The sequence below is a fragment of the Synechococcus sp. A15-62 genome, assembly GCF_014280075.1.
GTDB lineage: Bacteria > Cyanobacteriota > Cyanobacteriia > PCC-6307 > Cyanobiaceae > Parasynechococcus.
Genome location: NZ_CP047950.1, coordinates 615,334 through 637,760, shown reverse-complemented (window position 1 = coordinate 637,760; position 22,427 = coordinate 615,334). Strand labels below are relative to the sequence as shown.

General features: G+C 62.1%; 25 protein-coding genes. 12 read left to right on the top strand and 13 right to left on the bottom strand.

Translation table 11 applies throughout. The annotated features are described in order from the left end of the window. Positions 1–10 precede the first annotated feature (10 nt). Entirely contained in the window at positions 11–469 is a 459-nt protein-coding gene (locus tag SynA1562_RS03495; RefSeq protein WP_186494762.1) for a single-stranded DNA-binding protein, read from the top strand. Positions 470–498: 29 nt separating this feature from the next. Here the strand turns inward: SynA1562_RS03495 and SynA1562_RS03490 are convergent, their stop codons facing one another. Next, on the bottom strand, positions 499–687 hold the full coding sequence (locus SynA1562_RS03490) for a hypothetical protein (RefSeq protein WP_186494761.1): 189 nt from the start codon (positions 685–687) through the stop codon (positions 499–501). A 69-nt stretch (positions 688–756) separates the two neighbouring features. Here SynA1562_RS03490 and SynA1562_RS03485 point away from each other — a divergent pair, with 69 nt between their 5' ends. Genes SynA1562_RS03485 through SynA1562_RS03475 form a run of 3 tightly spaced genes read left to right on the top strand, consistent with a single transcriptional unit; the run spans position 757 to position 3,246 of the window. Further along, on the top strand, positions 757–1,299 hold the full coding sequence (locus SynA1562_RS03485; protein ID WP_186494760.1) for a DUF2854 domain-containing protein: 543 nt from the start codon (positions 757–759) through the stop codon (positions 1,297–1,299). Positions 1,300–1,302: 3 nt separating this feature from the next. After that, a complete protein-coding gene (gene argB / locus SynA1562_RS03480; RefSeq protein WP_186494759.1) occupies positions 1,303–2,184 on the top strand; it encodes an acetylglutamate kinase in 882 nt (293 codons plus the stop codon). Positions 2,185–2,187: 3 nt separating this feature from the next. Next, the gene (locus SynA1562_RS03475) at positions 2,188–3,246 is read left to right on the top strand and encodes a DUF3153 domain-containing protein (RefSeq protein WP_186494758.1); all 1,059 of its coding nucleotides are present in this window, start codon (positions 2,188–2,190) and stop codon (positions 3,244–3,246) included. Here the strand turns inward: SynA1562_RS03475 and priA are convergent, their stop codons facing one another. Next, on the bottom strand, positions 3,247–5,496 hold the full coding sequence (gene priA / locus SynA1562_RS03470; protein ID WP_186494757.1) for a primosomal protein N': 2,250 nt from the start codon (positions 5,494–5,496) through the stop codon (positions 3,247–3,249). Positions 5,497–5,801: 305 nt separating this feature from the next. Between priA and rpoD the strand changes: the two genes are divergently transcribed. Beyond that, a complete protein-coding gene (rpoD, locus tag SynA1562_RS03465) occupies positions 5,802–7,178 on the top strand; it encodes an RNA polymerase sigma factor RpoD (RefSeq protein WP_186494756.1) in 1,377 nt (458 codons plus the stop codon). A 190-nt stretch (positions 7,179–7,368) separates the two neighbouring features. Here the strand turns inward: rpoD and SynA1562_RS03460 are convergent, their stop codons facing one another. Further along, positions 7,369–7,836: a hypothetical protein gene (locus SynA1562_RS03460; RefSeq protein WP_186494755.1), complete on the bottom strand. Its 468-nt coding sequence runs from the start codon at positions 7,834–7,836 to the stop codon at positions 7,369–7,371. A 137-nt stretch (positions 7,837–7,973) separates the two neighbouring features. Here SynA1562_RS03460 and hemC point away from each other — a divergent pair, with 137 nt between their 5' ends. Beyond that, complete coding sequence (gene hemC, locus SynA1562_RS03455; protein ID WP_186494754.1) at positions 7,974–8,927, top strand: hydroxymethylbilane synthase; 954 nt, start codon at positions 7,974–7,976, stop codon at positions 8,925–8,927. Here hemC and SynA1562_RS03450 read toward each other — a convergent pair whose 3' ends face one another. From SynA1562_RS03450 to SynA1562_RS03440, 3 genes are all read right to left on the bottom strand, one after another. Continuing rightward, complete coding sequence (locus tag SynA1562_RS03450) at positions 8,928–9,431, bottom strand: L,D-transpeptidase (RefSeq protein WP_255445713.1); 504 nt, start codon at positions 9,429–9,431, stop codon at positions 8,928–8,930. It abuts the gene before it with no gap. 260 nt (positions 9,432–9,691) lie between these two features. Then, positions 9,692–10,279: an inorganic diphosphatase gene (locus tag SynA1562_RS03445; protein ID WP_114987983.1), complete on the bottom strand. Its 588-nt coding sequence runs from the start codon at positions 10,277–10,279 to the stop codon at positions 9,692–9,694. 62 nt (positions 10,280–10,341) lie between these two features. Beyond that, positions 10,342–11,850, bottom strand: a complete 1,509-nt coding sequence (locus SynA1562_RS03440) for a carboxypeptidase M32 (RefSeq protein WP_186494752.1) — start codon at positions 11,848–11,850, stop codon at positions 10,342–10,344. A gap of 151 nt (positions 11,851–12,001) precedes the next feature. On the opposite strand from SynA1562_RS03440, the gene SynA1562_RS03435 reads away from it, so the two are divergent. Continuing rightward, complete coding sequence (locus SynA1562_RS03435) at positions 12,002–12,178, top strand: Nif11-like leader peptide family natural product precursor (protein ID WP_186494751.1); 177 nt, start codon at positions 12,002–12,004, stop codon at positions 12,176–12,178. Between the two features lie 195 nt (positions 12,179–12,373). Here SynA1562_RS03435 and SynA1562_RS03430 read toward each other — a convergent pair whose 3' ends face one another. Continuing rightward, positions 12,374–12,781 carry a thiol-disulfide oxidoreductase DCC family protein gene (locus SynA1562_RS03430; RefSeq protein ID WP_186494750.1) on the bottom strand — a complete coding sequence of 136 codons (408 nt, stop codon included), beginning with the start codon at positions 12,779–12,781 and terminating at the stop codon, positions 12,374–12,376. 52 nt (positions 12,782–12,833) lie between these two features. Here SynA1562_RS03430 and SynA1562_RS03425 point away from each other — a divergent pair, with 52 nt between their 5' ends. From SynA1562_RS03425 to SynA1562_RS03410, 4 genes are read left to right on the top strand one after another with little or no spacing between them, the layout of a single operon-like run. Continuing rightward, positions 12,834–13,451: a secondary thiamine-phosphate synthase enzyme YjbQ gene (locus SynA1562_RS03425; RefSeq protein ID WP_186495287.1), complete on the top strand. Its 618-nt coding sequence runs from the start codon at positions 12,834–12,836 to the stop codon at positions 13,449–13,451. Between the two features lie 42 nt (positions 13,452–13,493). After that, a complete protein-coding gene (locus SynA1562_RS03420; protein WP_186494749.1) occupies positions 13,494–13,784 on the top strand; it encodes a 4a-hydroxytetrahydrobiopterin dehydratase in 291 nt (96 codons plus the stop codon). Positions 13,785–13,803: 19 nt separating this feature from the next. Beyond that, a complete protein-coding gene (locus SynA1562_RS03415) occupies positions 13,804–14,943 on the top strand; it encodes a GTP-binding protein (protein WP_186494748.1) in 1,140 nt (379 codons plus the stop codon). 17 nt (positions 14,944–14,960) lie between these two features. Then, positions 14,961–15,143: a hypothetical protein gene (locus SynA1562_RS03410; protein WP_186494747.1), complete on the top strand. Its 183-nt coding sequence runs from the start codon at positions 14,961–14,963 to the stop codon at positions 15,141–15,143. A gap of 47 nt (positions 15,144–15,190) precedes the next feature. Here the strand turns inward: SynA1562_RS03410 and SynA1562_RS03405 are convergent, their stop codons facing one another. Then, complete coding sequence (locus SynA1562_RS03405) at positions 15,191–16,261, bottom strand: ABC transporter ATP-binding protein (RefSeq protein ID WP_186495286.1); 1,071 nt, start codon at positions 16,259–16,261, stop codon at positions 15,191–15,193. 64 nt (positions 16,262–16,325) lie between these two features. On the opposite strand from SynA1562_RS03405, the gene SynA1562_RS03400 reads away from it, so the two are divergent. Then, the gene (locus SynA1562_RS03400) at positions 16,326–18,020 is read left to right on the top strand and encodes an iron ABC transporter permease (RefSeq protein WP_255445711.1); all 1,695 of its coding nucleotides are present in this window, start codon (positions 16,326–16,328) and stop codon (positions 18,018–18,020) included. Here SynA1562_RS03400 and SynA1562_RS03395 read toward each other — a convergent pair. Genes SynA1562_RS03395 through SynA1562_RS03375 form a run of 5 tightly spaced genes read right to left on the bottom strand, consistent with a single transcriptional unit; the run spans position 17,997 to position 22,389 of the window. Beyond that, the gene (locus SynA1562_RS03395; RefSeq protein ID WP_114988306.1) at positions 17,997–18,968 is read right to left on the bottom strand and encodes a metallophosphoesterase; all 972 of its coding nucleotides are present in this window, start codon (positions 18,966–18,968) and stop codon (positions 17,997–17,999) included. The two genes, SynA1562_RS03400 and SynA1562_RS03395, sit on opposite strands and share 24 nt — an antisense overlap. A 34-nt stretch (positions 18,969–19,002) precedes the next feature. Continuing rightward, positions 19,003–19,917 (bottom strand): lysylphosphatidylglycerol synthase domain-containing protein, encoded by a 915-nt coding sequence (locus tag SynA1562_RS03390; RefSeq protein ID WP_186494746.1) that lies wholly within the window; start codon positions 19,915–19,917, stop codon positions 19,003–19,005. Continuing rightward, the gene (gene larC, locus SynA1562_RS03385) at positions 19,917–21,125 is read right to left on the bottom strand and encodes a nickel pincer cofactor biosynthesis protein LarC (protein ID WP_186494745.1); all 1,209 of its coding nucleotides are present in this window, start codon (positions 21,123–21,125) and stop codon (positions 19,917–19,919) included. Before larC ends, SynA1562_RS03390 begins: the two co-directional genes overlap by 1 nt. Further along, a complete protein-coding gene (locus SynA1562_RS03380) occupies positions 21,122–21,769 on the bottom strand; it encodes a hypothetical protein (RefSeq protein ID WP_186494744.1) in 648 nt (215 codons plus the stop codon). The genes larC and SynA1562_RS03380 overlap by 4 nt, the downstream gene beginning before the upstream one ends. Beyond that, a complete protein-coding gene (locus SynA1562_RS03375; protein ID WP_186494743.1) occupies positions 21,769–22,389 on the bottom strand; it encodes a hypothetical protein in 621 nt (206 codons plus the stop codon). The genes SynA1562_RS03380 and SynA1562_RS03375 overlap by 1 nt, the downstream gene beginning before the upstream one ends. Positions 22,390–22,427: the final 38 nt, after the last annotated feature.

The following is a 22,427-nucleotide window of genomic DNA, read 5'->3' as shown; positions in this document are numbered from 1 at the left end:
AGCTCAAGCCATGAACCATTGCGTGCTCGAAGTGGAGGTGATCGACGCACCGACGGTTCGATACACCCAGGACAACCAGACTCCCATTGCGGAGATGGCCGTGCGCTTTGACCCCCTTCGGGAGGGTGATCCGCCAGGTGAATTGAAAGTGGTGGGCTGGGGCAACCTTGCCCAGGAGCTGCAGAACCGTGTGCAAACCGGGCAGCGGCTGCTGATCGAAGGCCGGCTGCGGATGAACACCATGCCCCGAGGCGATGGCATGAAGGAAAAAAGGGCTGAATTCACCCTGGCTCGGCTCCATCCGATCGGCGCGGCAGCCACGGGTGCAGCTCCTTCCGGCACCCCCTCAGCCGCAGCCCCCAGCCGCCAGGCCCCTGCGGCTGCGCCGACCAAAGTGGCGAAAGAGCCTGAACCGGCCAGCTGGAATGCTGCGCCCCTCGTGCCCGACACCGACGACATCCCCTTCTGAATCAGAGGACACTTGCAGGTCGTGGTCGCTTAGCGACCCTCTTCGTCCTGGAGCTCTGAAGCTCGGGTGATCAATTGCCCGAGCTCCCGTTCAAGGGCGGCAAGATCCAGCCTCAGCTCGGGCCAACGGCCCCCATCAATCTGCTGCAGCAACCAGCTGCGATCACGGTCAAGCTGCTGGAGCAGATCATCCATGCCGGTCGACGATGGATCAGGCATCTAGCTCGAAGCAGTGGATCTCCATCCTGATGGCCAAGAGGTCAAAATGACGATCAAGCAAAGGCCTTCATGAAGGATTTCTTCTCCCCCGGCAGCCTCGTCACCATCGCCGGAGGCGTGCTGACCGTGGTCGGTGCCACCGCTTACGCCACCGGAAGCGCCAACCTCAGCCTGCCCACGATCTTCTACGGAATCCCGATCTTGCTGGGGGGGCTGGCCCTGAAATCATCGGAGCTGCCACCCGCCATCCGGGTGACACCGATCAAGACGTTTCAAAAGGAACGCGAAGCTGCGGCACCAGAACTGGGCAAGTTGCTCGGCGATGTGACGCGCTGGCGCTATGGCCAGAAGGCCCACCTGGAGTCGTCGCTGGAAGCGCTCAAACTCTGGGATGAAGACACTCCACCGCAGTTGGAAGAGATCGAAGAGCTGCATTCCGACAGCGGCTACGGCCTGCGGATGCGTTTCCTGCTGGGGGCCGTTCCCCTCGAACGCTGGCAGGAGCGACAGGAGCGGCTGGGGCGTTTCTTCGCCAAGGGGATGCGAGCGGAACTCAAGCAACTTGATGAACAACGGCTGGACGTTCTTCTGCTTCCAGCGGGTGAGGCCTAAGCCATGGCCCAATCCACCCAGCACAACAATGACGCCCTCAGGGTGTCGGTGCTCAGCGAAGCTCTCCCCTACATCCAGCGCTTCGCCGGTCGGCGCATCGTGATCAAGTACGGCGGGGCCGCCATGGCCCATGCCGAGCTGCGGGCTGCCGTCTTTCGCGACCTGGCTCTGCTCGCCTGCGTCGGCGTCCAACCCGTGGTGGTTCATGGCGGCGGGCCCGAAATCAACCAGTGGCTTCAACGTCTGGAAATTCCCGCCGAATTCCGCGACGGACTGCGGGTCACCGACGCCGACACCATGGACGTGGTGGAGATGGTGCTGGTGGGCCGCGTCAACAAGCAGATCGTGAATGGCCTCAATCAGCTCGGCACCCGTGCGGTTGGTTTGAGCGGAAGTGACGGCAGTCTTGTGGAGGCACGCCCCTGGGGGAATGGCAGCCATGGGCTGGTGGGGGATGTTGCCCGCGTCAATCCCGATGTGCTCGAACCGCTGCTGGAGAAGGGGTATGTGCCCGTCATTTCCAGCGTTGCCGCAACCCCCGATGACGGGCGAGCCCACAACATCAATGCCGACACGGTGGCGGGAGAGCTGGCGGCGGCCCTGGAAGCCGAAAAACTGATCCTGCTGACCGACACCCCCGGCATCCTTGAGGACCGGGACGATCCCGACTCGCTGATCCGCAAACTGCGCCTTTCAGAGGCGAGACAGCTGATCGAGGATGGCGTGGTCGCAGGGGGCATGACGCCCAAAACGGAATGTTGCATCCGCGCCCTGGCCCAGGGCGTGTCAGCCGCCCACATCATTGATGGCCGGGTTCCCCATGCCCTCTTGCTGGAGGTCTTCACCGACGCCGGCATCGGCACCATGGTGGTGGGACGCGGCTAGAGGGTGAGCGAGCAGGACGCAGCACTGGACCTCTCTGAAGCGGAGGCAGCCCTGGAGCGCGGGGACTACGGCCAGGGCCTGGAGCTGCTTCTCCCCCTGGCGGAGCAACACCCGCTCAACAGCCCGGAGGGGCCGGGCCTTCGGCTCCTGATGATCACCGCCTGGATGGGTCAGGGTCAGAACGACAAAGCCATAGCCACCTGCAGGCTTCTGAGTCGCTGCCGCGATCCCAAGTTGCGCCAGCAAGCCAAACAAATGCTCGGGGTTCTTGAAGCCCCAAGCCTGGATCGTCCGGAACGCTGGTCGATGCGGATGCCGCAACTGGAACTGGATGGCTCCGGCAGCGGGCAGACCTCCACCATGCGGCGGCGGCGTTCGCGGCGCCCCGAACCCCCGCCACCACCACCGACGGGGCCGACGCGTTCACCGGCGGCGGGTTTCGCCGTGCTGGTGATGGCGGTTCTGCTGGGGATCACGCTTTTGCTGAGTGGTTGCGTCCGAATCGAGGCTGATCTCGACCTTCGCGGCCCGGATCGACTGGCCCTCACATGGGACGTTCGGAGCACCCAGCAACGCCCGCTGCCCTGGCAGGAGCAATTCGAGCGAGACCTGCAACGGGAGGTGCCCGGGCTGAAGATCGAACAAAAAGGCCCAGGACGCCAACAGATCAGCAGCCGTGTTGCCTCATCGCACGAGCTGGCGCAACAAATGGCGGCAGTGGTGGCCGTGGCTGGTCGGGCGGCTGGAGTCTCACTCCCGGCACCGACGCTCAAGCTCGAAGAACGCAACTGGCTGCTGGGGGTGCAGCAGCACATGCAGCTGATGGTGGACCTCAGCGATCTGCCCGAGATCCCTGGGCTCGATGTTCATCTGAGCCTCAACCACGGGCAGGTGGAGCGCACGGCTCTTACCGGCACCACCACCGAAATCAGCTGGCAGGGCTGGCGCTGGAATTCGCTTGGCCTAGGGGGCGTGGTGATCCTGATGCTGCTGATCAGCAGCATGGTGCTGCAGGTGGTGCGGCGGAAGCTGGGCTTTGGCTTCCCGGAGCTGCCCTCCTGATCAAAGCTGCTGCGGGTCGGGATCCACAGTGAGCGCCACACCCTTGGGCAAGCCATCCCAGAGGGCCTGTCCCGGAGGGAGAGGCAGCGGAGAGCCCGCCGGACCATGCAGCAACAGCTGCCATCGGCTTCGGCCAGCAACACGGGCCACAGGCGCCGGGGCCGGACCCAACAACCACCAGTTCTGGCGCTGACAAATCGGCCGGATCCGCTCCGCGAGCACCGCTGCCGCCGTTGCTGTTTTGCTGGGGGAATCTCCAGACAGTCGCAGCAGACAAGCGCGACTGAAGGGCACCAGACCAGCTTCCTTGCGGAGGGCCACTTCCTGAGAGAGGAACGCTTCATACCGACCATCCACCAGGTGCTGAATCACCGGATGCTCTGGGGTGTAGGTCTGCACCAACACCTGCCCCGGTCGCTCACCTCGTCCGGCACGGCCTGCCAACTGCAACAGCAACTGCAGGGCCTGTTCTCCTGCGCGGAGGTCGGGGCGGTGCAGAAGCCCATCCGCCGCGAGCACCGCCGCGAGGGTGACCCGCGGCAGGTCCATGCCCTTGGCCAGCATCTGCGTGCCAATCAAAACGTCGGCTTCTCCGGCAGCAAAACGGTCCAACAGGCGTCGATGGCCATCACGTCCGCCGGTGGAATCGCGGTCAAAGCGGAGCAAACGAAGGCCTTCAAGCTCCTGAGAAAGCAGTTCCAACACCTTCTGCGTCCCGGCCCCAAACGGCTTGAAGGCCGTGGAACCACAGTGACTGCAACGGTTCTCCAGGTCCTCACGATGGTCACACCAATGGCAACGCAGCCACTGACGTCCGGCCTTGCTGCGGTGAACGGTGAGCGCCACATCGCAGTGGGGGCACATCACCACCTCGCCGCAACTGCGGCAGCTCAAAAAGGGGCTGTATCCCCGACGAGGCACCAAAACCACGGCCTGTTCGCCCTGCTCCGGCAGCGCCGCAAGACGATCCATCAAGGCGCGACTGACCAGACGCTTGTGTCCTTCGGCCAGTTCATGGCGCATGTCGATCACATGCACAGGGGGTAGGGACTGCCGGGAAATCCGCTGGGTCAGGCGCACCAAGGTCAAGGCACCTTCGGGGCCCGATTGAATCCAGCTTTCGAGCGAAGGCGTGGCGCTACCCAGCACAAGCCGTGCCTGTTGCATCACAACCCGGTCCAGGGCCAGGTCCCGGGCGTGATAGCAGGGCATGGGTGCGTCTTGCTTGTAAGAGCTGTCGTGCTCCTCATCCAGAACGACCAGCCCCAGCGGCTTCAACGGCACGAACACCGCGGAGCGGGTTCCCACCACCACCAACGGCTGTTCGGCAGCAAGACAGCGGCGCCAGGTTCGAACCCGTTCAGCGTCACCACAACCGCTGTGGTATTCCACGACGCGCGAGCCGAAGCGTTTGCGGCAACGGTCAACAAGTTGGGGGATCAATCCGATCTCGGGGGTGAGCAGCAGGACGTGCCGGCCCCGCTCCAGCTCCTGGGCAGCCAGTTGGAGGTACACCTCGGTCTTGCCGGAGCCGGTGATTCCCCAGAGCAGCAGTCCTCTCCCCGGAGAAAGCTGTTGGTAGGCCTTCACCACGTCCTGCTGCTCAGCGGTCAAGGCCTGGGGAAGCTCCTTGGGGCCAGAAGCAGCTGAAGAGCCCTTGTCCTCACAACGACGCTGCTCACGCACCAGGTAGCCCTGCTGGATCAGCGGCGGCAGCAATTGCGCCCCAAACCCACTGGCCACCAGGTCCCGTTGCCAAGCGCCATCGCCCTGGCCCTCCAACCAAGCCAGAAGCTCCCGCTGGCGAGGGGTGGGTGGGTTCGCTGCATCAGGGGAGACCCGGGCCTGTATCCACCACATTTGACGCCCGCCGGCCAGGGAACGCTGGCCAACCTGACCAATCCAGCCCGACGGCAGAGCCGCCTTCAAGGTGCGGAAGACACTGAGATGGCAACGGTCCGCCACCCGCTCCAGCCAGCTGTACCAATCAGAGTCGACAGCAGCTCGCTGCAGGAGTGATTCCACCGGTTGCAGCTCCTGAGGATCCTGCTCAGCCCACTCCCGCTCCTCCACCACAAGCCCATGCATGGCTCGTCCCCGGAGCCGCACCCGCACCAGATCTCCCGGCTTCAAACCCATGCTGGGATCTGCGGCATAACTGAAGGAGCGTCCTTCCCGCCCAGCCTCCAGCCAGACCTCAACACATCGCGGCGAATGCGACAGGACCTTGCAAACTTCGGAAGACTTCATTAACGTGGACAGGTTGGACAGTTTCTGCCAACCCTGCGCTCGATCCAGAGGGAAGACACAGTGTCTGAAGTCAAGGTCTTGTTCCTTGCCACTTTGACCGGTCTGAGACCACCCCGGACAGCACAGACACAATCAGTCCAAGCGTTTCGTCGACTCGCGGACACCACCATCAGCCCATGAACTCCGTCTCAGCGTCAGCTGTGTGGTTCTCTTTCGCTTGAACGGAAGTTCTTGGTTCCGGCCATTGCCGCTGGTGCGTTGCTGCCGCTGTTGCATCTCCCCTCTATCCGACTTCGACATTCACCATGACCCCTGCTGCCACCAAAGCTGCCAAGCCGGACATCGTTCTTCTGGCGAATGCTGACGGCAAGGTGAAGGAAGTTGAGAAGGGTTCCGATAAAGAAGCCAAAAAAGCCACCGCACGCCGACGAACCAGCAAGGCCAGCGCCAAGGACCTGAACGCCGCGGCCGACGAACTGCTCGCTGCGGCCGATCAAGCCAAGGCTTCGGGAACCACCAAAAAGGCTGCTGCGAAAAGCACCAAGGCCAAAACCACAACGAAAAAGGCCACTACAACAAAGAAAGCAGCCACCGCCAAGAAGACCGCCACCAAAACATCAACAGCCAAAGCAGCAGCAGCGAAACCAACCGCTGAAGAGAAAGCCAAAACCGCAGCTGCTGAGAAGGAAGCCAAGGCCAAAGCCCTGGCCAGCATCAAGATCGGCCCCAAAGGCGTTTACACCGAAGACTCCATCCGGGTTTATCTGCAGGAAATCGGGCGGATCCGCCTGCTGCGTCCCGACGAAGAGATCGAACTGGCCCGCAAAATTGCCGATCTTCTCTATCTCGAGGAACTGGCCGCTCAATTTGAGAGCGATAACGGCCGGGAACCCGACAACAAAGAGTGGGCAGCCTTGGTGGAAATGCCGCTCATCCGCTTCCGCCGGCGCTTGATGCTGGGCCGCCGGGCCAAGGAAAAGATGGTGCAATCCAACTTGCGCCTGGTGGTCTCGATTGCCAAGAAGTACATGAATCGAGGCCTGAGCTTCCAAGACCTGATTCAGGAAGGAAGCCTTGGCCTGATCCGCGCAGCCGAGAAATTTGACCACGAGAAGGGCTACAAGTTCTCCACCTACGCCACCTGGTGGATTCGCCAGGCCATCACACGCGCCATTGCCGACCAAAGCCGCACCATCCGCCTGCCGGTGCACCTCTACGAAACGATCTCCAGAATCAAGAAGACCACCAAGGTTCTCTCCCAGGAGTTCGGCCGCAAGCCAACGGAAGAGGAAATCGCTGAATCGATGGAAATGACCATCGAAAAACTGCGCTTCATCGCCAAGAGTGCCCAGCTGCCGATCTCCCTGGAGACCCCAATCGGCAAGGAAGAGGATTCCCGCCTTGGCGATTTCATCGAAGCCGATATCGAGAATCCCGAGCAGGATGTTGCCAAGAACCTGCTTCGTGAAGACCTGGAGGGTGTGTTAGCCACCCTCAGCCCCCGCGAGCGCGATGTGCTGCGCCTGCGCTACGGCCTGGACGACGGGCGGATGAAGACCCTCGAGGAAATCGGCCAGATCTTTGATGTGACCCGGGAACGGATCCGTCAGATCGAAGCAAAGGCCCTGCGCAAATTGCGCCACCCCAACCGCAATGGGGTGTTCAAGGAATACATCAAGTAAGCCCGCATTAAGCCCGCCATCAAATAGTCACGGGAGTAATACATAAGTACATTCCCCCTGGCTGAATGGCGTGTCGGGCTCCTATAAGAGAGCGTGAGGGAATTGAGACGCCCTCCTCACACGGAAGAGATCAAACCCCAGCCTGAGGCTGGGGTTTTCCTTTGGAAAGCAAAAATTCAGTGCAACAGATTCACTGACTGCTTTCGAAGGTTTCCGTGAATTCCTGAAAGGCACGCTTCAGGCGTTCCACAGGAGTTTCTTCGAGGGGGCACTCCTGGCGTGTTTCCAACGCATAGGCCTGGAGCAGGCGAGGGTCCGGTTCAAGCACGGAGGCCACCGCCCCCTTGAAGAGGACCAGATTCTGCTGCGATGTCAGCCCCACCAGATAAGGCTGAAGCACCCAACTGGATTGACCATCCTGCGAGGGCCCTGCCGCTGATCGCACCAGACGGGGCCGCAGCAGTTGATACGCATGGTCTCCATCGCGATCGGTGGTATGGCGCAGCCGCGCCATCAGAACATCGCCACTGCACAACAGGATCAGACGAATGCAGCCCTCAGCCACCAAGGGGAGCATGGCTTCCTGCTCTTGGGGGTCCGGGGCAACCGAGCCAATCGCTCCGGCCTGACGAACGCCATTGACGACGGGTCCGGGCATGGCTGTCCTGCGTTGCTCACGAATGTTAAGCGTTCTTCATAAAGAGATCCTCCCTTTCGAAGCTTCACAAACTCGCGAAGGCGAATCCAAGAATTCGAGTCCAAAAGCGTAGGGTGGGCGGCTGATTCGCCCTTTCCATGGCCCTCACCGAACTGCGCATCGCCTCACGACGCAGCCAGCTGGCCATGGTGCAAACCAACTGGGTCAAAGCGGAACTGGAGAAGGCCCATCCCGGCCTGAAGATCACCGTGGAAGCCATGGCCACCCAGGGCGACAAGATCCTGGACGTTGCCCTGGCCAAGATCGGCGACAAAGGCCTGTTCACCAAGGAACTGGAAGCCCAGATGCTGGTGGATCGTGCGGACATCGCCGTCCACTCCCTCAAAGACCTGCCGACCAACCTTCCTGAGGGGCTGATGCTCGGTTGCATCACCGAACGGGAGGACCCGGCCGATGCGCTGGTGGTGAATGCCAAGAACCAGGCCTACAAGCTCGAGACCCTCCCCGAAGGCTCAGTGGTGGGAACGAGTTCCCTGCGCCGCCTGGCTCAACTTCGTCACCACTACCCCCACCTGATCTTCAAAGATGTGCGGGGGAACGTGATCACCCGGCTGGAGAAATTGGACAGCGGCGATTACGACTGCCTGATCCTGGCTGCGGCCGGCCTGGGTCGACTGGGTTTCAGCGATCGGATCCACCAGCTGATCCCCGGCGAGATCTCTCTGCACGCGGTTGGCCAGGGAGCCCTAGGCATTGAATGCGTAGAGGGCAAGCCCGAAGTGCTTGAGGCGATCAAAGTGCTGGAGCACACCCCGACGTCCCAGCGATGCCTGGCCGAACGTGCTTTCCTGCGGGAACTGGAAGGTGGCTGCCAGGTCCCCATCGGCGTGAACACACGTTTCGAAGGTGATCAACTGATCCTTACCGGAATGGTGGCCAGCCTTGATGGCAAACGCTTGATCCGCGACCAAGCCAGTGGCGCGGCAAGCGACGCCGAAGCCATCGGCATCGCCCTCGCCAACACCCTCAAAGGTCAGGGTGCAGGGGAGATCCTCAAAGAGATCTTCGAGACCGTTCGCCCCGAAGCCTGATCAACTGCGAATCTCCAGACGCGTTCCCACATCCACGGCATCAAGCAGCTGCCGGATGTGGCTGTTGAGCATGCGCACGCAACCCAGGCTGACGGCCGCACGGATCTGAACCCAGTGCGGCCAGGCCGTTCCGTGGATCCCAAACTCGCCGCGGCCATTGCGGTGAAAGGCCATGTAACGATTGCCAATCGGGCTACTAGGTCCGCGCAGCTCCCGCCGCTGACCCGACTTGTGGGTCACATAGATCGGATTGACCTTCTTGTTGAGGATGGCGAATTCCCCCTTTGGGGTGGGGGTTTTGGGATCTCCGATCGCCACCGGCCAGGCGCCAAGCCGCTGCTCACCCCGCACGAGGGTGATCTGCCGCTTGCTGAGGTCAAGCACGATGCGGGACTCACGGGCCGGTTGCCGCACCGCCAGCTCAGCAGGCTCAGCAGCAAGGCCTGGGAGGACGGACCCCGCCAACAGGCCAGCCAACATCACCGGCGCCAATGACCGCGACATGAGACACGCAAGACTCACTGGTCTCAACGTATTCATTGCCGCGAGAAAAAACTGCGGCAGCCCCTCTAACACTGCTTTCTTCAGAATCTCTTTGGTCTCATGAGCAAGACCAACAGCGCAGATCTGTCTTGTCTCAGCCCTGTTGCCTCCCGAGCGGTCTCCTTGCCGATCGAAGAACGTTCGAGGCTGCTGGAGTGAAGCCGACCATGAAAAAGGCGGGGGACATCCCCCGCCTAATCAGCAGCCGATCACCGACGTGTTCAGTCGACCAACTTGGGGTCGATCTCAGCCATGTAGCGGGCCTCGCAGCTCTTGATGATCTCGACGGCTTTTTCAGTTCCGAAGAAACCGTTCACCGAGCAAGTACCAGGCTTCTTCAGATCCTTGTAATGCTCCCAGTAGTAGGTGGTTTCTTTCTTCCAGTGCTCACCAAGATCCTCCCAACTCTTGATGTGATCCATGCGCTTGTCGTCGGCAAGAACAGCGATCACCTTGTCGTCGACTTCACCACCGTCGTCGAAGGTCATCACACCGATGATGCGGGCCTCGACAATCGAGCCGGGTATCAGGGGCTCGGTAACACCAACGATTTCAATGTCGAGAGGATCGCCATCTTCATCCCAGGTGCGGGGAATGCATCCGTAGGCGAAGGGGTAAGCCAGCGAGGAGTAACCAACGCGGTCCAGCTTGAGATGGCCGGTTTCGGTGATCAGCTCGTACTTGTTGATCGTGTTGGAGTTGAGCTCCACGATCGTGTTGAGACGAAGTTCGGCTTCATCAGCGAAAGCCGGCAGCACGTGCAGCAGGTTGGGCATGCTGCGGCTGGGTGCCTGATCGAGGTTGGCCATAAACGGCGATGGACAGCGCGGCGCATCCTACGGGCCCCCTCAACCCAGCAAGTTGCAAGCAGCTAGGAGACCTGCTGCAGCCGATCAAGCTTGTTCTCCAGATAGCCCAGAAAGGCCTCGGTGCTCAAGGGTCGTCCGCTAACCCTTTCCACCAGTTGATCGGCATTCACGCTGCGTCCGAGCGGGTGAACATGCGCACGCAGCCAAGCCAGCAAAGGCGAGACATCACCGCGCTCCACATGCTCTTCCGGAGACCCAATGGCCTCCGCCATCGCTTCACTCAACTGTGCACTGATCAGGTGGCCCAACAGATACGAAGGGAAATACCCGAACAACCCCTCCGACCAATGCACATCTTGAAGACAACCCTCGGCATCACTCAGTGGACGCACCCCCAGGAGCTCCTGATAGCGCAGATTCCATTCATCAGGGAGATCCTTCACCGCCAAGCCCTGCTCCAGTAGAGCAATTTCAAGATCAGTGCGAATCAGGATGTGAAGGCCATAGCTGAGTTCATCGGCCTCAACCCGGTTCAAACCAGGCGCCATCGGATTCATCGCCTGCCACATGTCCTGAGCGCCGCTGAAGGGAGCTCCGGCCTGTGCAAAACGTTGCCACCACCGCTCTGCGAACGGACGGCTCCGGGCAACCCGGTTCTCCCAGAACAACGACTGACTTTCATGCACCGCCATCGAGGTGGCCTGTCCCAGGGGCCAGGCAAACCATTGATGGCTCTGGTCCGGCAACCCCTGTTCGTAAAGGGAATGCCCCCACTCATGGGCTGTGGCAAGAAAACACGACAACGGCTGCCCTGGCACCACACGGGTGGTGATGCGGTAATCCGCCGGCCCAAGCGTGATGGAGAAGGGGTGGGGCGAGCGCGCCATGCAGGTGATGGCGGGATCGCGGCCCCAGGCACCAAGCAGCTGATCGCAGAGCTGTTGCTGGCTGGACTCCTCAAGATCCCAGTTCGCTGATCGGGGGCGAGGCCGGGTGGATGCCTGAGCGGCCAATTGCGGCAAGCGTTGCCGCAGCGGCGCAAACAAGGCCTCGAGACGCTCCAGACGAAGGTCCGGCTCGAAGGGTTGCGCCAGGGTCTCCCAGCAGGAGCGGGGCTCATCCAGCTGTTTGGCCTGCTCCTGACGCAGGTCAATCAAGGTCTGAAGCGCAGGTGCGAAGAGGCTGAAATCGGAGGCCGATCGAGCCTGCTGCCAACGGTTGTAGCCCTCGGCCTTGGCCTTGGCCAGGGCAGCGACGAGAGCTGGATCGAGGGACTGCTGCCGCTGAAGGTCCTGTTCCAGCAGATCAAGATTGCGGCCCTGCTCGGGGCATTGGTCAGCGGAGTTCCAGTGCTGACGCGCTGCGGCCACCAGATCCGCATAAGCCGCGGAGCTCTGACGGGCATGCAGCTGGGTTGCCAGAAGCGTGAGCTGCTCACCCCGCCAAAGCGCCCCAGAGGGGGGCATGCGGGTGTTCTGATCCCAGTACAGGGTGCTTTGGATGGAACCGAGGAGTTTCGTTTCACGCAGGTGGTCGCCCAGTGCATCCCAAGGCGTCGACGCATGCACCAAGACGCTGCAGCAAAGATCAGATCATCATGGCGAGAAGAACCTCGCAACCAAGGCCTTCCATCAGGAGGGGCAGCAGAAGTGTTCCCACAGGGCTATTGATGGAAAGGATGTTGTTGGTCACGCCGTGCCACCCCTGTCATCGAGTGCAACGTTGAAAAGCTTTCTCAAGGCAATCCTCGAGAACCCCGATCTTCAGAAGGCGATGCAGGAGGAGATCAGCACCGAACAGCTGGTGGAAATCGCCGCCAAACATGGCTACCAGCTCACTGTTGACGAGGTGAATGCGAATCCCCTGTGGCAAGCAGGAGGGTTTAAGCACCTTCTCTGAACTGACAGTTCACGGGCCTGGGACGTCACCCTGGCGCGCTGAGATCAACCAAGGCCATGCTGTTGACGTTCAACGCAACTGCTGATGAAGATGCGGGAACTATTCATGCGGGCGACACTGTTCATCGCTCTGCCCATGGCGCTCTGGCCGCTCAAGCTGATCTACCGGCAGCCATCTCCGCTTCAGTAAAGCGAGTCATTTCAAATTGCAGCGGCCTTGGCACAGGGTCTCAAGGTCGGCGCGTCCGGTGATCTGAAGCCGCCGGGCGGCCCAAATCCCATAGACCCAATCGACCACGCTGCCGATCAAGGGCCAGCGGGTCGGTGCGTAGAGCCATCCCAGATCAATCAGGCGATACGCCTCACGGAAGACGGCCACATCACGCAGCACCTCCCCGGAGCCTGTGATGGCATGAATGCGGCCCATAGCCGCCCGATAGCTGATGCCGGCATGGGCCGCTGCGTCGTAATCCGAAGCATCGATGTCAACAAAACCCAGCCGGGCCTGACGATCACGCCGCTGCAGAAACCGAACTTCGCGCACACACAACGGACACCCTCCGTCGAACAGCAGGGTCAGTTCTGGGGCAGAAGGGCTGGCCATGGACTCAGACGGTGCTGCAGCACGCAAAGTAAGGAAAGAACGCTGGAGAGCGGTGGGTGTGCAGCAGATCCTGCATCAGATCACAGTTCAAACCCCGGGGAGGGGCTTCACCCGTCTGGACGGGCGGTTGAACACCTGGATCCGCAGCACGGGGCTGGACCAGGGCGTTCTGCATCTCACCTGTCTGCACACCAGCGCCAGCCTCACGATCAACGAGAACGCAGATCCACGGGTGCTGCAGGACCTGGATGCATGGATGGCCGATGCCGTTCCGGAACAACGCCGTTATCTCCATGACGACGAAGGAGCCGATGACATGCCGGCCCACATCCGAACCGCGCTCACCAGCCAGACCCTGAACCTGAGCGTCAGCAGGGGCCAACTGCTGCTGGGCACCTGGCAAGCCGTTTACCTCTGGGAGCACCGCAGCGCTGCTCACTCAAGAACGATCGCCTGCCACCTGTTCGGTGAACCATCCAGCCGCCCCAACTCTGAGAGCAACACCCAGAACACCTCTGCCACGCCGCAAACCCTGTTGAGCCTGCGCAATGGCGAGCGGATCAATCAAGCCATTCAGGCCCGCCACGACCCCAACGCCTGGGAAACCGACGACGGCATCGACACAGACACCGATCTGATGATTGATCGATTGCATGACCTGAGCGACTGACGACCAGCTCCAGCCACGATGGAAGGGTGATTCAGGGCTGCCATGCCAGTTGAACGTCTTGACGCCGCCCAGAAGTCGGCACTCAGCACAACCCTGCCCAACTGGGTGGTGAACGGAGACAGGCTGCACCGCGATCTGGAGTTCAACAGCTTCGTGGAGGCCTTCGGATTCATGGCACAGGTGGCCTTGTTGGCCGAATCCAAAAATCACCATCCGAACTGGAGCAACGTCTACAACCGCGTTTCAATTGACCTGACCACCCATGATCTCGGCGGCCTCAGCAGCCTGGATGTGGAGCTGGCCAGCGCCATTGACGCCCTGCTGCCAGCATGAGTCGAATGGGTCCTTGCGCATGACCACCGCACCAGCCACCGCCAACGTCCCCGTCACCATTCTCAGCGGCTTCCTCGGTGCGGGAAAAACCACGCTGCTGAATCACATCCTGAGCAATCAGCAGGGGGTGAAGACAGCGGTGCTGGTGAACGAGTTCGGTGAAATCGGCATCGACAACGATCTAATCGTCACCACCGATGAAGACATGGTGGAGCTGAGCAACGGTTGCATCTGCTGCTCGATTAACGGCGAGCTGATGGAGGCGGTGGAACGGGTGATTGAACGCCCAGAGCCGCTGGATTACATCGTCGTCGAAACCACCGGTCTGGCCGATCCCCTGCCGGTGGCCATGACCTTCCTGGGCAGTGAGCTGCGGGACCAAACCCGCCTGGATTCGATCATCACGTTGATCGATGCAGAAAACTTCGACGACGTCGTGCTCGACACGGAAGTTGGCCGGGCCCAGGTGATTTACGGCGACATTCTGTTGCTGAACAAGTGCGACCTCGTCTCCGAGGAGCGGCTGGAGGCCGTCGAACAGCAACTCAGAGAAGTCAAGAACGATGCGCGGATCCTGCGGTCGGTGAAAGGAGACGTGCCCCTTGCCCTATTGCTGAGCGTCGGACTGTTCGAATCCGACAAGGTGAGTTCCCCCGCCGACGATCCGAGCCTGGATCACAGCGACTGCGACCATGACCATGGCCACTGCAGTCATGACCACGATCACGGTCATGAACACGACCACAGCCATGGGCACGATCACACCCATGACCACAACCATGAGCACGGTCATGACCATGGCCACCATCACCACAGCCATGAGCACGGCCATGAGCACGGTGACCATCAGGACATCGAGGGATTCACCTCCGTGTCGTTCCAGAGTGATGGCCCCTTCTCCCTACGCAAGTTCCAGAACTTCCTCGACAACCAGATGCCCCAGGAGGTGTTCAGGGCCAAGGGAATCCTCTGGTTCAACGAAAGCGAACGCCGCCATGTCTTCCATTTGGCGGGCAAACGCTTTTCCATCGACGACACCGACTGGACCGGTGATCGCAAGAATCAATTGGTGCTGATCGGCCGCAACATCGACCACAACACGCTGCGGAAGCAACTCAAGGCCTGTGTGGCACCGGATGCAGGAAAAGGTTTCAGCTGATTCAGCAGAACCAGGGAATGCTGCTTATTGTGCGTGCCATGGGAGAAACCTCAATGGTCGAACCACTGCTGCTCGGGACGGTTTTTGTTCTTGCCAGCCTGCTGCTGTGGCTTCTGGCTGATTCCGATGACGACAACGGCGGCGGTGGCTTACGCCAGCCGGTGCTTGTGCCCATCCCGGTGCGTCATCACCAACGCTGAAACCATCAATTCTTTTTCCTCAATCCTCCGCTGCGCCGGGGGATTTTTTATGCCAACGCCTGGCCAAGCGGAAGCAGCGTGACTCTGGCCCCATCCCTGAAGCTGAGGCGACAACGGGTGTGGGGAGGATGCTCCTGTGCGATCGGACAGTGGGCCCGCACCAGCACATCCGCGACACGGATCCGGTATTCCCATGCATCCCCCAGAAATTCCCGGCCGAGGACGCTTGCCTCTCCTTCGGCATCGGCAACGACATTGATGTCGTGCGGATCCACCAGCACACAACAGTCACCGGAGGCCCTGCGGTCAGCCTGGACCCATGGGGCGGAAGCATCCAGTTCTCCCAGCAGACAAGACAACTGGCCTTGGGCATCGGCCTGAACCGGAATCAAATTGCGCTGGAGCACAAAGGATCCAACAAAAGGCGTCGCCGGTGATCTCACGATCTCGGGGGGCGATGCACATTGATGCAGCACGCCATCCCGCATGACGGCAACGCGATCGCAAATCGCCAGAGCTTCTCCGGGGTCATGGGTGACGATCACGCCGCTCGCACCGCAGGCGTCCAGCACTGAGGAGAGCTCACTGCGCAGGCGGAGCCTCACCTCCACATCAAGGCTTGAAAAAGGCTCATCAAGCAGAACCACCCTGGGTGCTGGGGCCAGAGCGCGTGCCAACGCCAGCCGCTGCCGCTGGCCACCGGAGAGCTGGTGCGGGTAGCGCTGCTCGAGCCCCTTCAGCCCCAGCAACGCAAACAACCAGGCGACGCGCTCACGGTTGGGATTCCGCCGGGGCAAACCGAAACTGGCGTTCTGCCAAGCGTTCAGGTGAGGGAAGAGGGCGTAATCCTGGAACACCATGCCAACGCCCCGACGTTCTGGTTCCATCCAGATCCCATCTCCAGCCACCATGCGCTGATCTAGCTGCACCGTGCCGCGCCGGGGGCGTTCAAAGCCAGCGATCAAGCGGAGCAGGGTGGTCTTGCCACAGCCGGAGGGGCCCAGCAGGCCCAGCAGCTCCCCTGGCGCCACCTGAAGATCCACCCCCTTCAGGGTCCAGCCGTCATAGGCGTCGCCGTAGCTGTGCCAGACCCCGTTTAAAGCAACCGTTGGCTCCATCGGGAGCAGCTGTTCCACAGATCAGATGAAGCTTGGGAACCGACCGAGCTTATGAGTGTGACAAATGATCGAAGCCGGTGTGCGGTTTGCACGTCCTCGATCAGATCCCCATCGTTCATCGCCAGACTCGTTCCATGGCAATGTCGCAACACCACGTCGCGACAACGGTGTCCGGCCCATCGCTGAAGTGAAGTTGCTGCCCAACCGGAGTGTTGTTCCAAGCCCAACCCGGCTGGCCCTGATCCTGATCGCCTCCATCACTGGCCTGGTTGCGATCTGGCCGGTGTTGACGCTGGTGAGGGAGGCCCTGACGTCTTTGCACAGCGGCTTCAGCGATCTTGGCCCCGATGGCATGCGCCAGATCGTTGGCACCATCCAGCTGCTGCTCGGAACAGCAACGCTGGGCACCTTGCTTGGCACTGCGAACGGTTGGCTGCTGTGCAACTGCCGTTTTCCCGGTCGGGCATGGCTGCGCATCGCCCAGCTGATTCCCCTGGCAACGCCGGCCTATCTCCTCTCGGCGATCCTCGTTGATCTGGGCAGTCGCCATAGCTGGACCATTCACGGCATGGGGTGGGGCATCGCTGTGATGGCCCTGACGACCTACCCCTATGTGTTCCTGCTGAGCACGGAAAGTTTCTCCGTCAGCGGTCAGCGTCAGCTGGAGGCATGCCGGAGCCTGGGGGTTGGTCCCTGGTCAGCCTTCCGGCGTGTGGCCTTGCCCATTGCACTGCCCGCGATCGGCGCCGGCGTCGCTCTCATGGGCATGGAAGTGGTCAATGAACTGGGTGCCGTGCAGCTGCTCGGCATCCCGAGTCTCTCCGCGGGCATCCTGGAAACCTGGCAGTCCAACGGCGATCCCGCAGGCGCCATCAGCTTGGCCTTGATCACGCTGGTGATCGTGTTGACGTTGGTGGTGTGTGAACGCAGCCTGCGCAGGCGCAGTCGACGCTGGAGCGATGGCGTGGCCGGCGGGGATGCAACCGCTTGGCACCTGCATGGATTCCGCGCTGGGGTGGCGCAACTGCTCGCCGTGATCCCTCCGATCGTGAGCCTGGGCACCCCACTGCTGTGGGCCGCCAGCAACTTGGACCAGCTCCAAACCAGCTGGAACGACGATCTGATCAGTCTGAGCGGCCGCAGTCTTTTGCTGGCTCTGGTCGCTGCTGTTTTGGCGGTAACGGCAGCACTGGTGCTGGCCATCGCCAAACGCTGGTCCAGCGCCCCATGGCTGAAAAGCCTCACCTTCCTGGCCGGAACGGGCTACGCCATCCCCGGCACCGTCCTGGCTCTGGCCCTGTTGCTCACGGGCGCCCCCTGGCAGGTCGCCCCCTTGCTCCTGCTGCTGTGGGGCTACAGCGATCGATTTCTGGCGGTGGCGAAAGGAGGCCTGGACGCAGCCCTGGAACGGATCAGCCCGAGCCTCGATGAGGCGGCGACGGGGATGGGATCACCGTGGCAGCGCGTGCTCAAACGGGTGCATCTGCCGCTCTTGCGCGGACCGATCACCGTCGGACTGCTGCTTGTGTTTGTCGACACGGTGAAAGAGCTTCCCCTCACCTTCGCTCTACGGCCTTTCGACTTCGACACGCTCTCGGTGCGCGTGTTCCAGTACGCCGGCGATGAACGGCTGGCCGAAGCGATGTTGCCGGCCCTGATGATCCTTGTTCTGGGGCTGGTCGCCGCCATGGCCTTGGTGCCAACCCTGGATCACGCCTCCAGACGAGAGGGCTCGTCACCCCCGCAGCAAACGCTCTGATGCGTTGCGCTGGAGCAAGCCAGCACGGGTGTTGAGACGGAGCGGGAGTGTGGACCAGGAGATCGGCCGTCCCGTGGACACGGCGTAGGTGGTCTCCCGCAGGGTGCCCCTGCCCCCATCGATCTCCAACAAGGTGAAGCTCTGCTGTGCTGGCGCTTCACCACGCAACAGGCGCCGGGGGCCGCTGCCCAAGGCGCCGAGCTGGATCAGATCAAGCTGGCCACGACGACTGGAGAACCAGGTGTGGTGATGACCACTGATGTAGGCCTGCACGCCGGCGGCATCCATCAAGGCCTGAAGTGCACCTCCCCGCTCCAACACCTCACCGGGGCGATCCTTGCCCAGACCAACCCCAGCCAGGGGGAGATGACCCACCACAAACCGAGCACGAGCCTTTTGTGCCTCGGTGCTGGCCAACTGCTGTTGTGCCCAGATCAGCTGATCCTCAGGAACACGGGCTGAGCTGGCATCCCAGACCAGCCAGAAGATCCCGTCCTGCAGCACCGAGTAGCGAAACGGGAACTGCGAGGCATCCACAAACGCCAATCCCATCCGTTCACGGATCGGGGTCCAGAACCGACCCACAGCAGCACGATCCACGGGGAAACCCGGTGAACCGTCATGGTTCCCGATCGCTGGCAGCAGTGGAATGTCCGCCGCCTGAAGCCGCTGCAGAACCGACGTCTCAAAGCCCCGCCACATGGCATCCAGCTGCTGACCAGTGAGGCCTCGCATCTGACCCGCGACCATGTCGCCAGCACACACCACCAGATCCGGCTGCAGGCCAATGAGCTGATCCAGCCCTTGATCCACGGCAGGGATGTAGCGGGTGGAGCCATAGCTGCTGTTGAGATCGCTGATCAGCCCAACCCGTTGAACAGCTCCCCTTGCGGCGCTCAAGGGCAGGGCCGCTGCCGTAAGACCGGTGCCAAGCACCAACTGCAGCATCCGTCGACGACTCAGCAACACAACAGCGCGGGGGTCAGCGGTGGCGTTTCAAACGTTGGCCCAACATCCGATCGGCCACCAGGGCCCCGCTGGCAACAACATCGGCCAGGGTGGAGAGGAGTCGGTAGCTGAGAACCACCGCGAGCAGCTGCGCCTCCGGCACGGCAGTACCCAAACGCAGCAGCAGGGTGGCCTCAAACACCCCGAGCCCCCCGGGGGCACCAGGCACCACCAGCCCAACGGCGTAGGCCAGGCCAAAGGCCGCAAGCCAGGTGAACGGTGCCGGACTTTGAATGCCGAAAGCCTGCACGCTGCACCAGAACCCGGCAAAGCGGCAAAGCACAAACAGCAGCTGAAGGCTGAGGGGCCGCCAGGGATAGCCACCGCGACCGCTTCCCTCACTTTCCAGGGGCCCACTGCCAACCGACTGCAGTTGCGCCGCCTTGGAACGCTCGAGCCGACGCAGAAGGGGCTCGCGCCAGCGGGACATCATCAACAGCGCGGGCCATGGAGCCAGCAGGGCAAGGCCCTGCTGCCATCCCCCAGCAATCACAACAAGAACGGACGCCGCCACGATCAGGAGTGGATCAAGGATCACCCCGGCCAGGGCAGGGCCGCCGCCAATCGCCGGACGCAGCACCCGGACCCGCTCCACCAGATGCCAGATCCCTCCCGGCAGGTACTTGAGCAGGTTGCTGCGCACAAACAGCGGCACCACAGCAACCCCCTGGGGAGGGTGTCTCAACCAAACCAGCAGATCACGCCAGGCCAGACCATTGATCAGGATGCTGAGCCAGGTGAGGCCCAGCCCCAGCACCAGCCACCACCAACCGTTGGCCACCAAGCTCAGCTGGCGCAGTTGCCCCGCCTGCTGGGCCAGAGCCACAGCGATGAAGATCAGGCTGGCCAACGTGATCCAGAGCTTGGGTTGACGGAGAAGCTTGACCATCAGGCCCAATCGTCCGTGCAAACGAATGGCGCTACTGCAACAGCAGCACGCAGCTCATCAAGGGAACACCCGGTGCTGGCCTGCAGAGCCTCAAGGGCATCCGCCTCGGCTTTGACGGTGCAACGGCCATCGGGGCGACGCACCTGTTTGGCAGCGACGGGGCCCCAGGGCGTTTCGAGCACGCCATGCCGCCTTGGCAGCACCCAGCGACCCTGACGCCGCTCCCGCAGGCCGATGCTGCTGCCAGCACTTAGCCAGAGGCAGCGGATCTGATCGGCATCCCCATCCCGCACGAGTGCCGTCACCAACTGGCCACTGCGGCCCTTTTTCATCAGCAACGGCTGCACCGCCACATCGATCGCTCCGGCCTCACGCAAGCGATTAGCCAAGACCGCAACCTCCTCTGGAGTGGCGTCATCGATCCAGGCTTCCTGCACCACCAACGACTCCCACCGGGGAGCTTCCTCCGCAGTAACGGCTGGGGTGTGCAGCACCAGGCGCACCAGGTTGGGGCGATCCAGCTGGCGGTGGCCAAGGCCGACGCCAACCTTTTCGGCAACCAAACGCTCAGGAGCGACAAACTCATCCGCCAGCACCGACACCAGGGCGAGGCCCGTGGGCGTCACCAACTCTCCTGGAGGCAGGTCTCCGCCCTGAAGCAGAGGAATGCGGTGACGTCGCGCCAGTTCAAGCACAGCTGGAACGGGCACGGGCAACAGGCCATGGGCGGTTGCCACCGTTCCGCTCCCCGCAGGCAACGGGGAACAGACGATCCTGGCTGGATTGAGATCGTCAATCGCCGCACAGACGCCCACCACATCCACAAGGGCATCGATGGCTCCCACCTCATGGAAGTGAACGGCCTCAACTGGAGTTCCATGAACGGTGGCCTCGGCTTCCGCCAGACGGGTGAACACGGCGAGCACCCGTTGCTTCAGCGATGGCGCCAAAGCAGCTGCATTGATCTGATCACGGATCCCCGACCAGTGGCGGTGGGGCGGCTGAGCCTCAAGACCCTGCACATCAACCCTGACCCCCCGCAGCCCGGCGCTGCGCGCCTCCTGCTGGGTGATGCGATACCGCCCTGCCAAACCGAGGGCCGCCAGCGGCGACTCCACCACAGCCTGGTCCACGCCCAAATCAAACAGTGCGGCCAGGAGCATGTCCCCTGCCAACCCCGTCGGTGCATCAACCCAAAGAGCACTCATCGCCCCAGACGCGGGGCCGCCTCCAACAGAACACCGGCCTGCTGGTCAAGCGCCTCACGCTGCTGACGCAACTGCTGTTCAATCTCCCGGCGGGCGCGACGCTGCTCCCGCTGGGCCGTGGCCACGTCATGGCCTGAAAGTCCCCACAGCCGTCCCAACAAAGCGCGGTCATCGGCCCCACCTCGAGCCTTACCAAAAACCACGGTTTCAGCGGCGATGCCGGCCTGAAGCACCCGGCTCCAACGGCGTAGATCTTCAAGCGGCATGCGGACGCTGTCCGGCACCGCGAACTCAGTGGCGCCGCTGCTGCGCAGTCCTGCACGCACACAGGCCAGGGTTCCCACCAGCACCTGCTGGACCGGGAGTTGCTCCTCTTCCGCGATCAGAACATGACCGGCCTCATGCACCGCAATCCGACGCAGACGCTCCTGCCCACCGGGCAGCGCTTCAGCAAGGATGTGTCCGCCCATGCCTTCCCAGGTGGCGGCATCAACGCTGAGGGTGACCAAGGCACCCCCAACCGCCACCACGATCCAGGCAGCAGACAGACCCAGGGCTGGACCAAAGGCGCCGAGGACAGTGATGCCGGCAACGGCGACGCCTGCCCGTAAGGCCCCTGTGGAGCCCTGCCCTCCCTCTGCCATCAGCTGCGAGCGCGGGAGGTGGCACGCCCACGACCTCCCTTGGATTTGCCGCCACGCGTCGGCATTGGAGCAATCACCTCGTGGTTTTCGAGGTGCAGTTCCTGGCCCTGGCGACGCAGGTCAAGGCTGACGAAGTGACGCAGGTGTTCCAGGGGAAGCTCACCCTTGATCTGGAGTTTGAAGGGAAGCGGTCGTTGGCCATCGGCGCGGGCCTGCTGCCGCACCTTCACCACCATTTCGCCGGTTTCTGGCTTGGTGAAGATCAATTCGCCTCGAACAGAGAAGAAGTCATCACCCTCCGGCAGGGTGTCTGAGGCATCGGCTTGATCAGGCGCCAGGGTGCTGGGTTCCCAGACCCCAGCAATCTGCAGATGCAGATGATCGCTTTCACGGCTTCTGGGATAAACGACCCAGAGGTGGGGCTGATCCAGAGGCAGATGCCGCCGAATCAGGGTGAGCACACGTCCGAGCACAACCGTTTCAAGGGGGACGCCCTGGGCATCGGTCAAGGTGCCACGGGTGAGTTGCTCGGGATCGGTTGGGGTGTACGTGCCGCGCACAAGACCGATGGCCCGGTACTGCAACGGCTCTGTGACCGGGGGAATCGGATGGGCGCGCATTGATGCTGATCCGGGCGGAGTCAAAAGCCCTTGTAAAG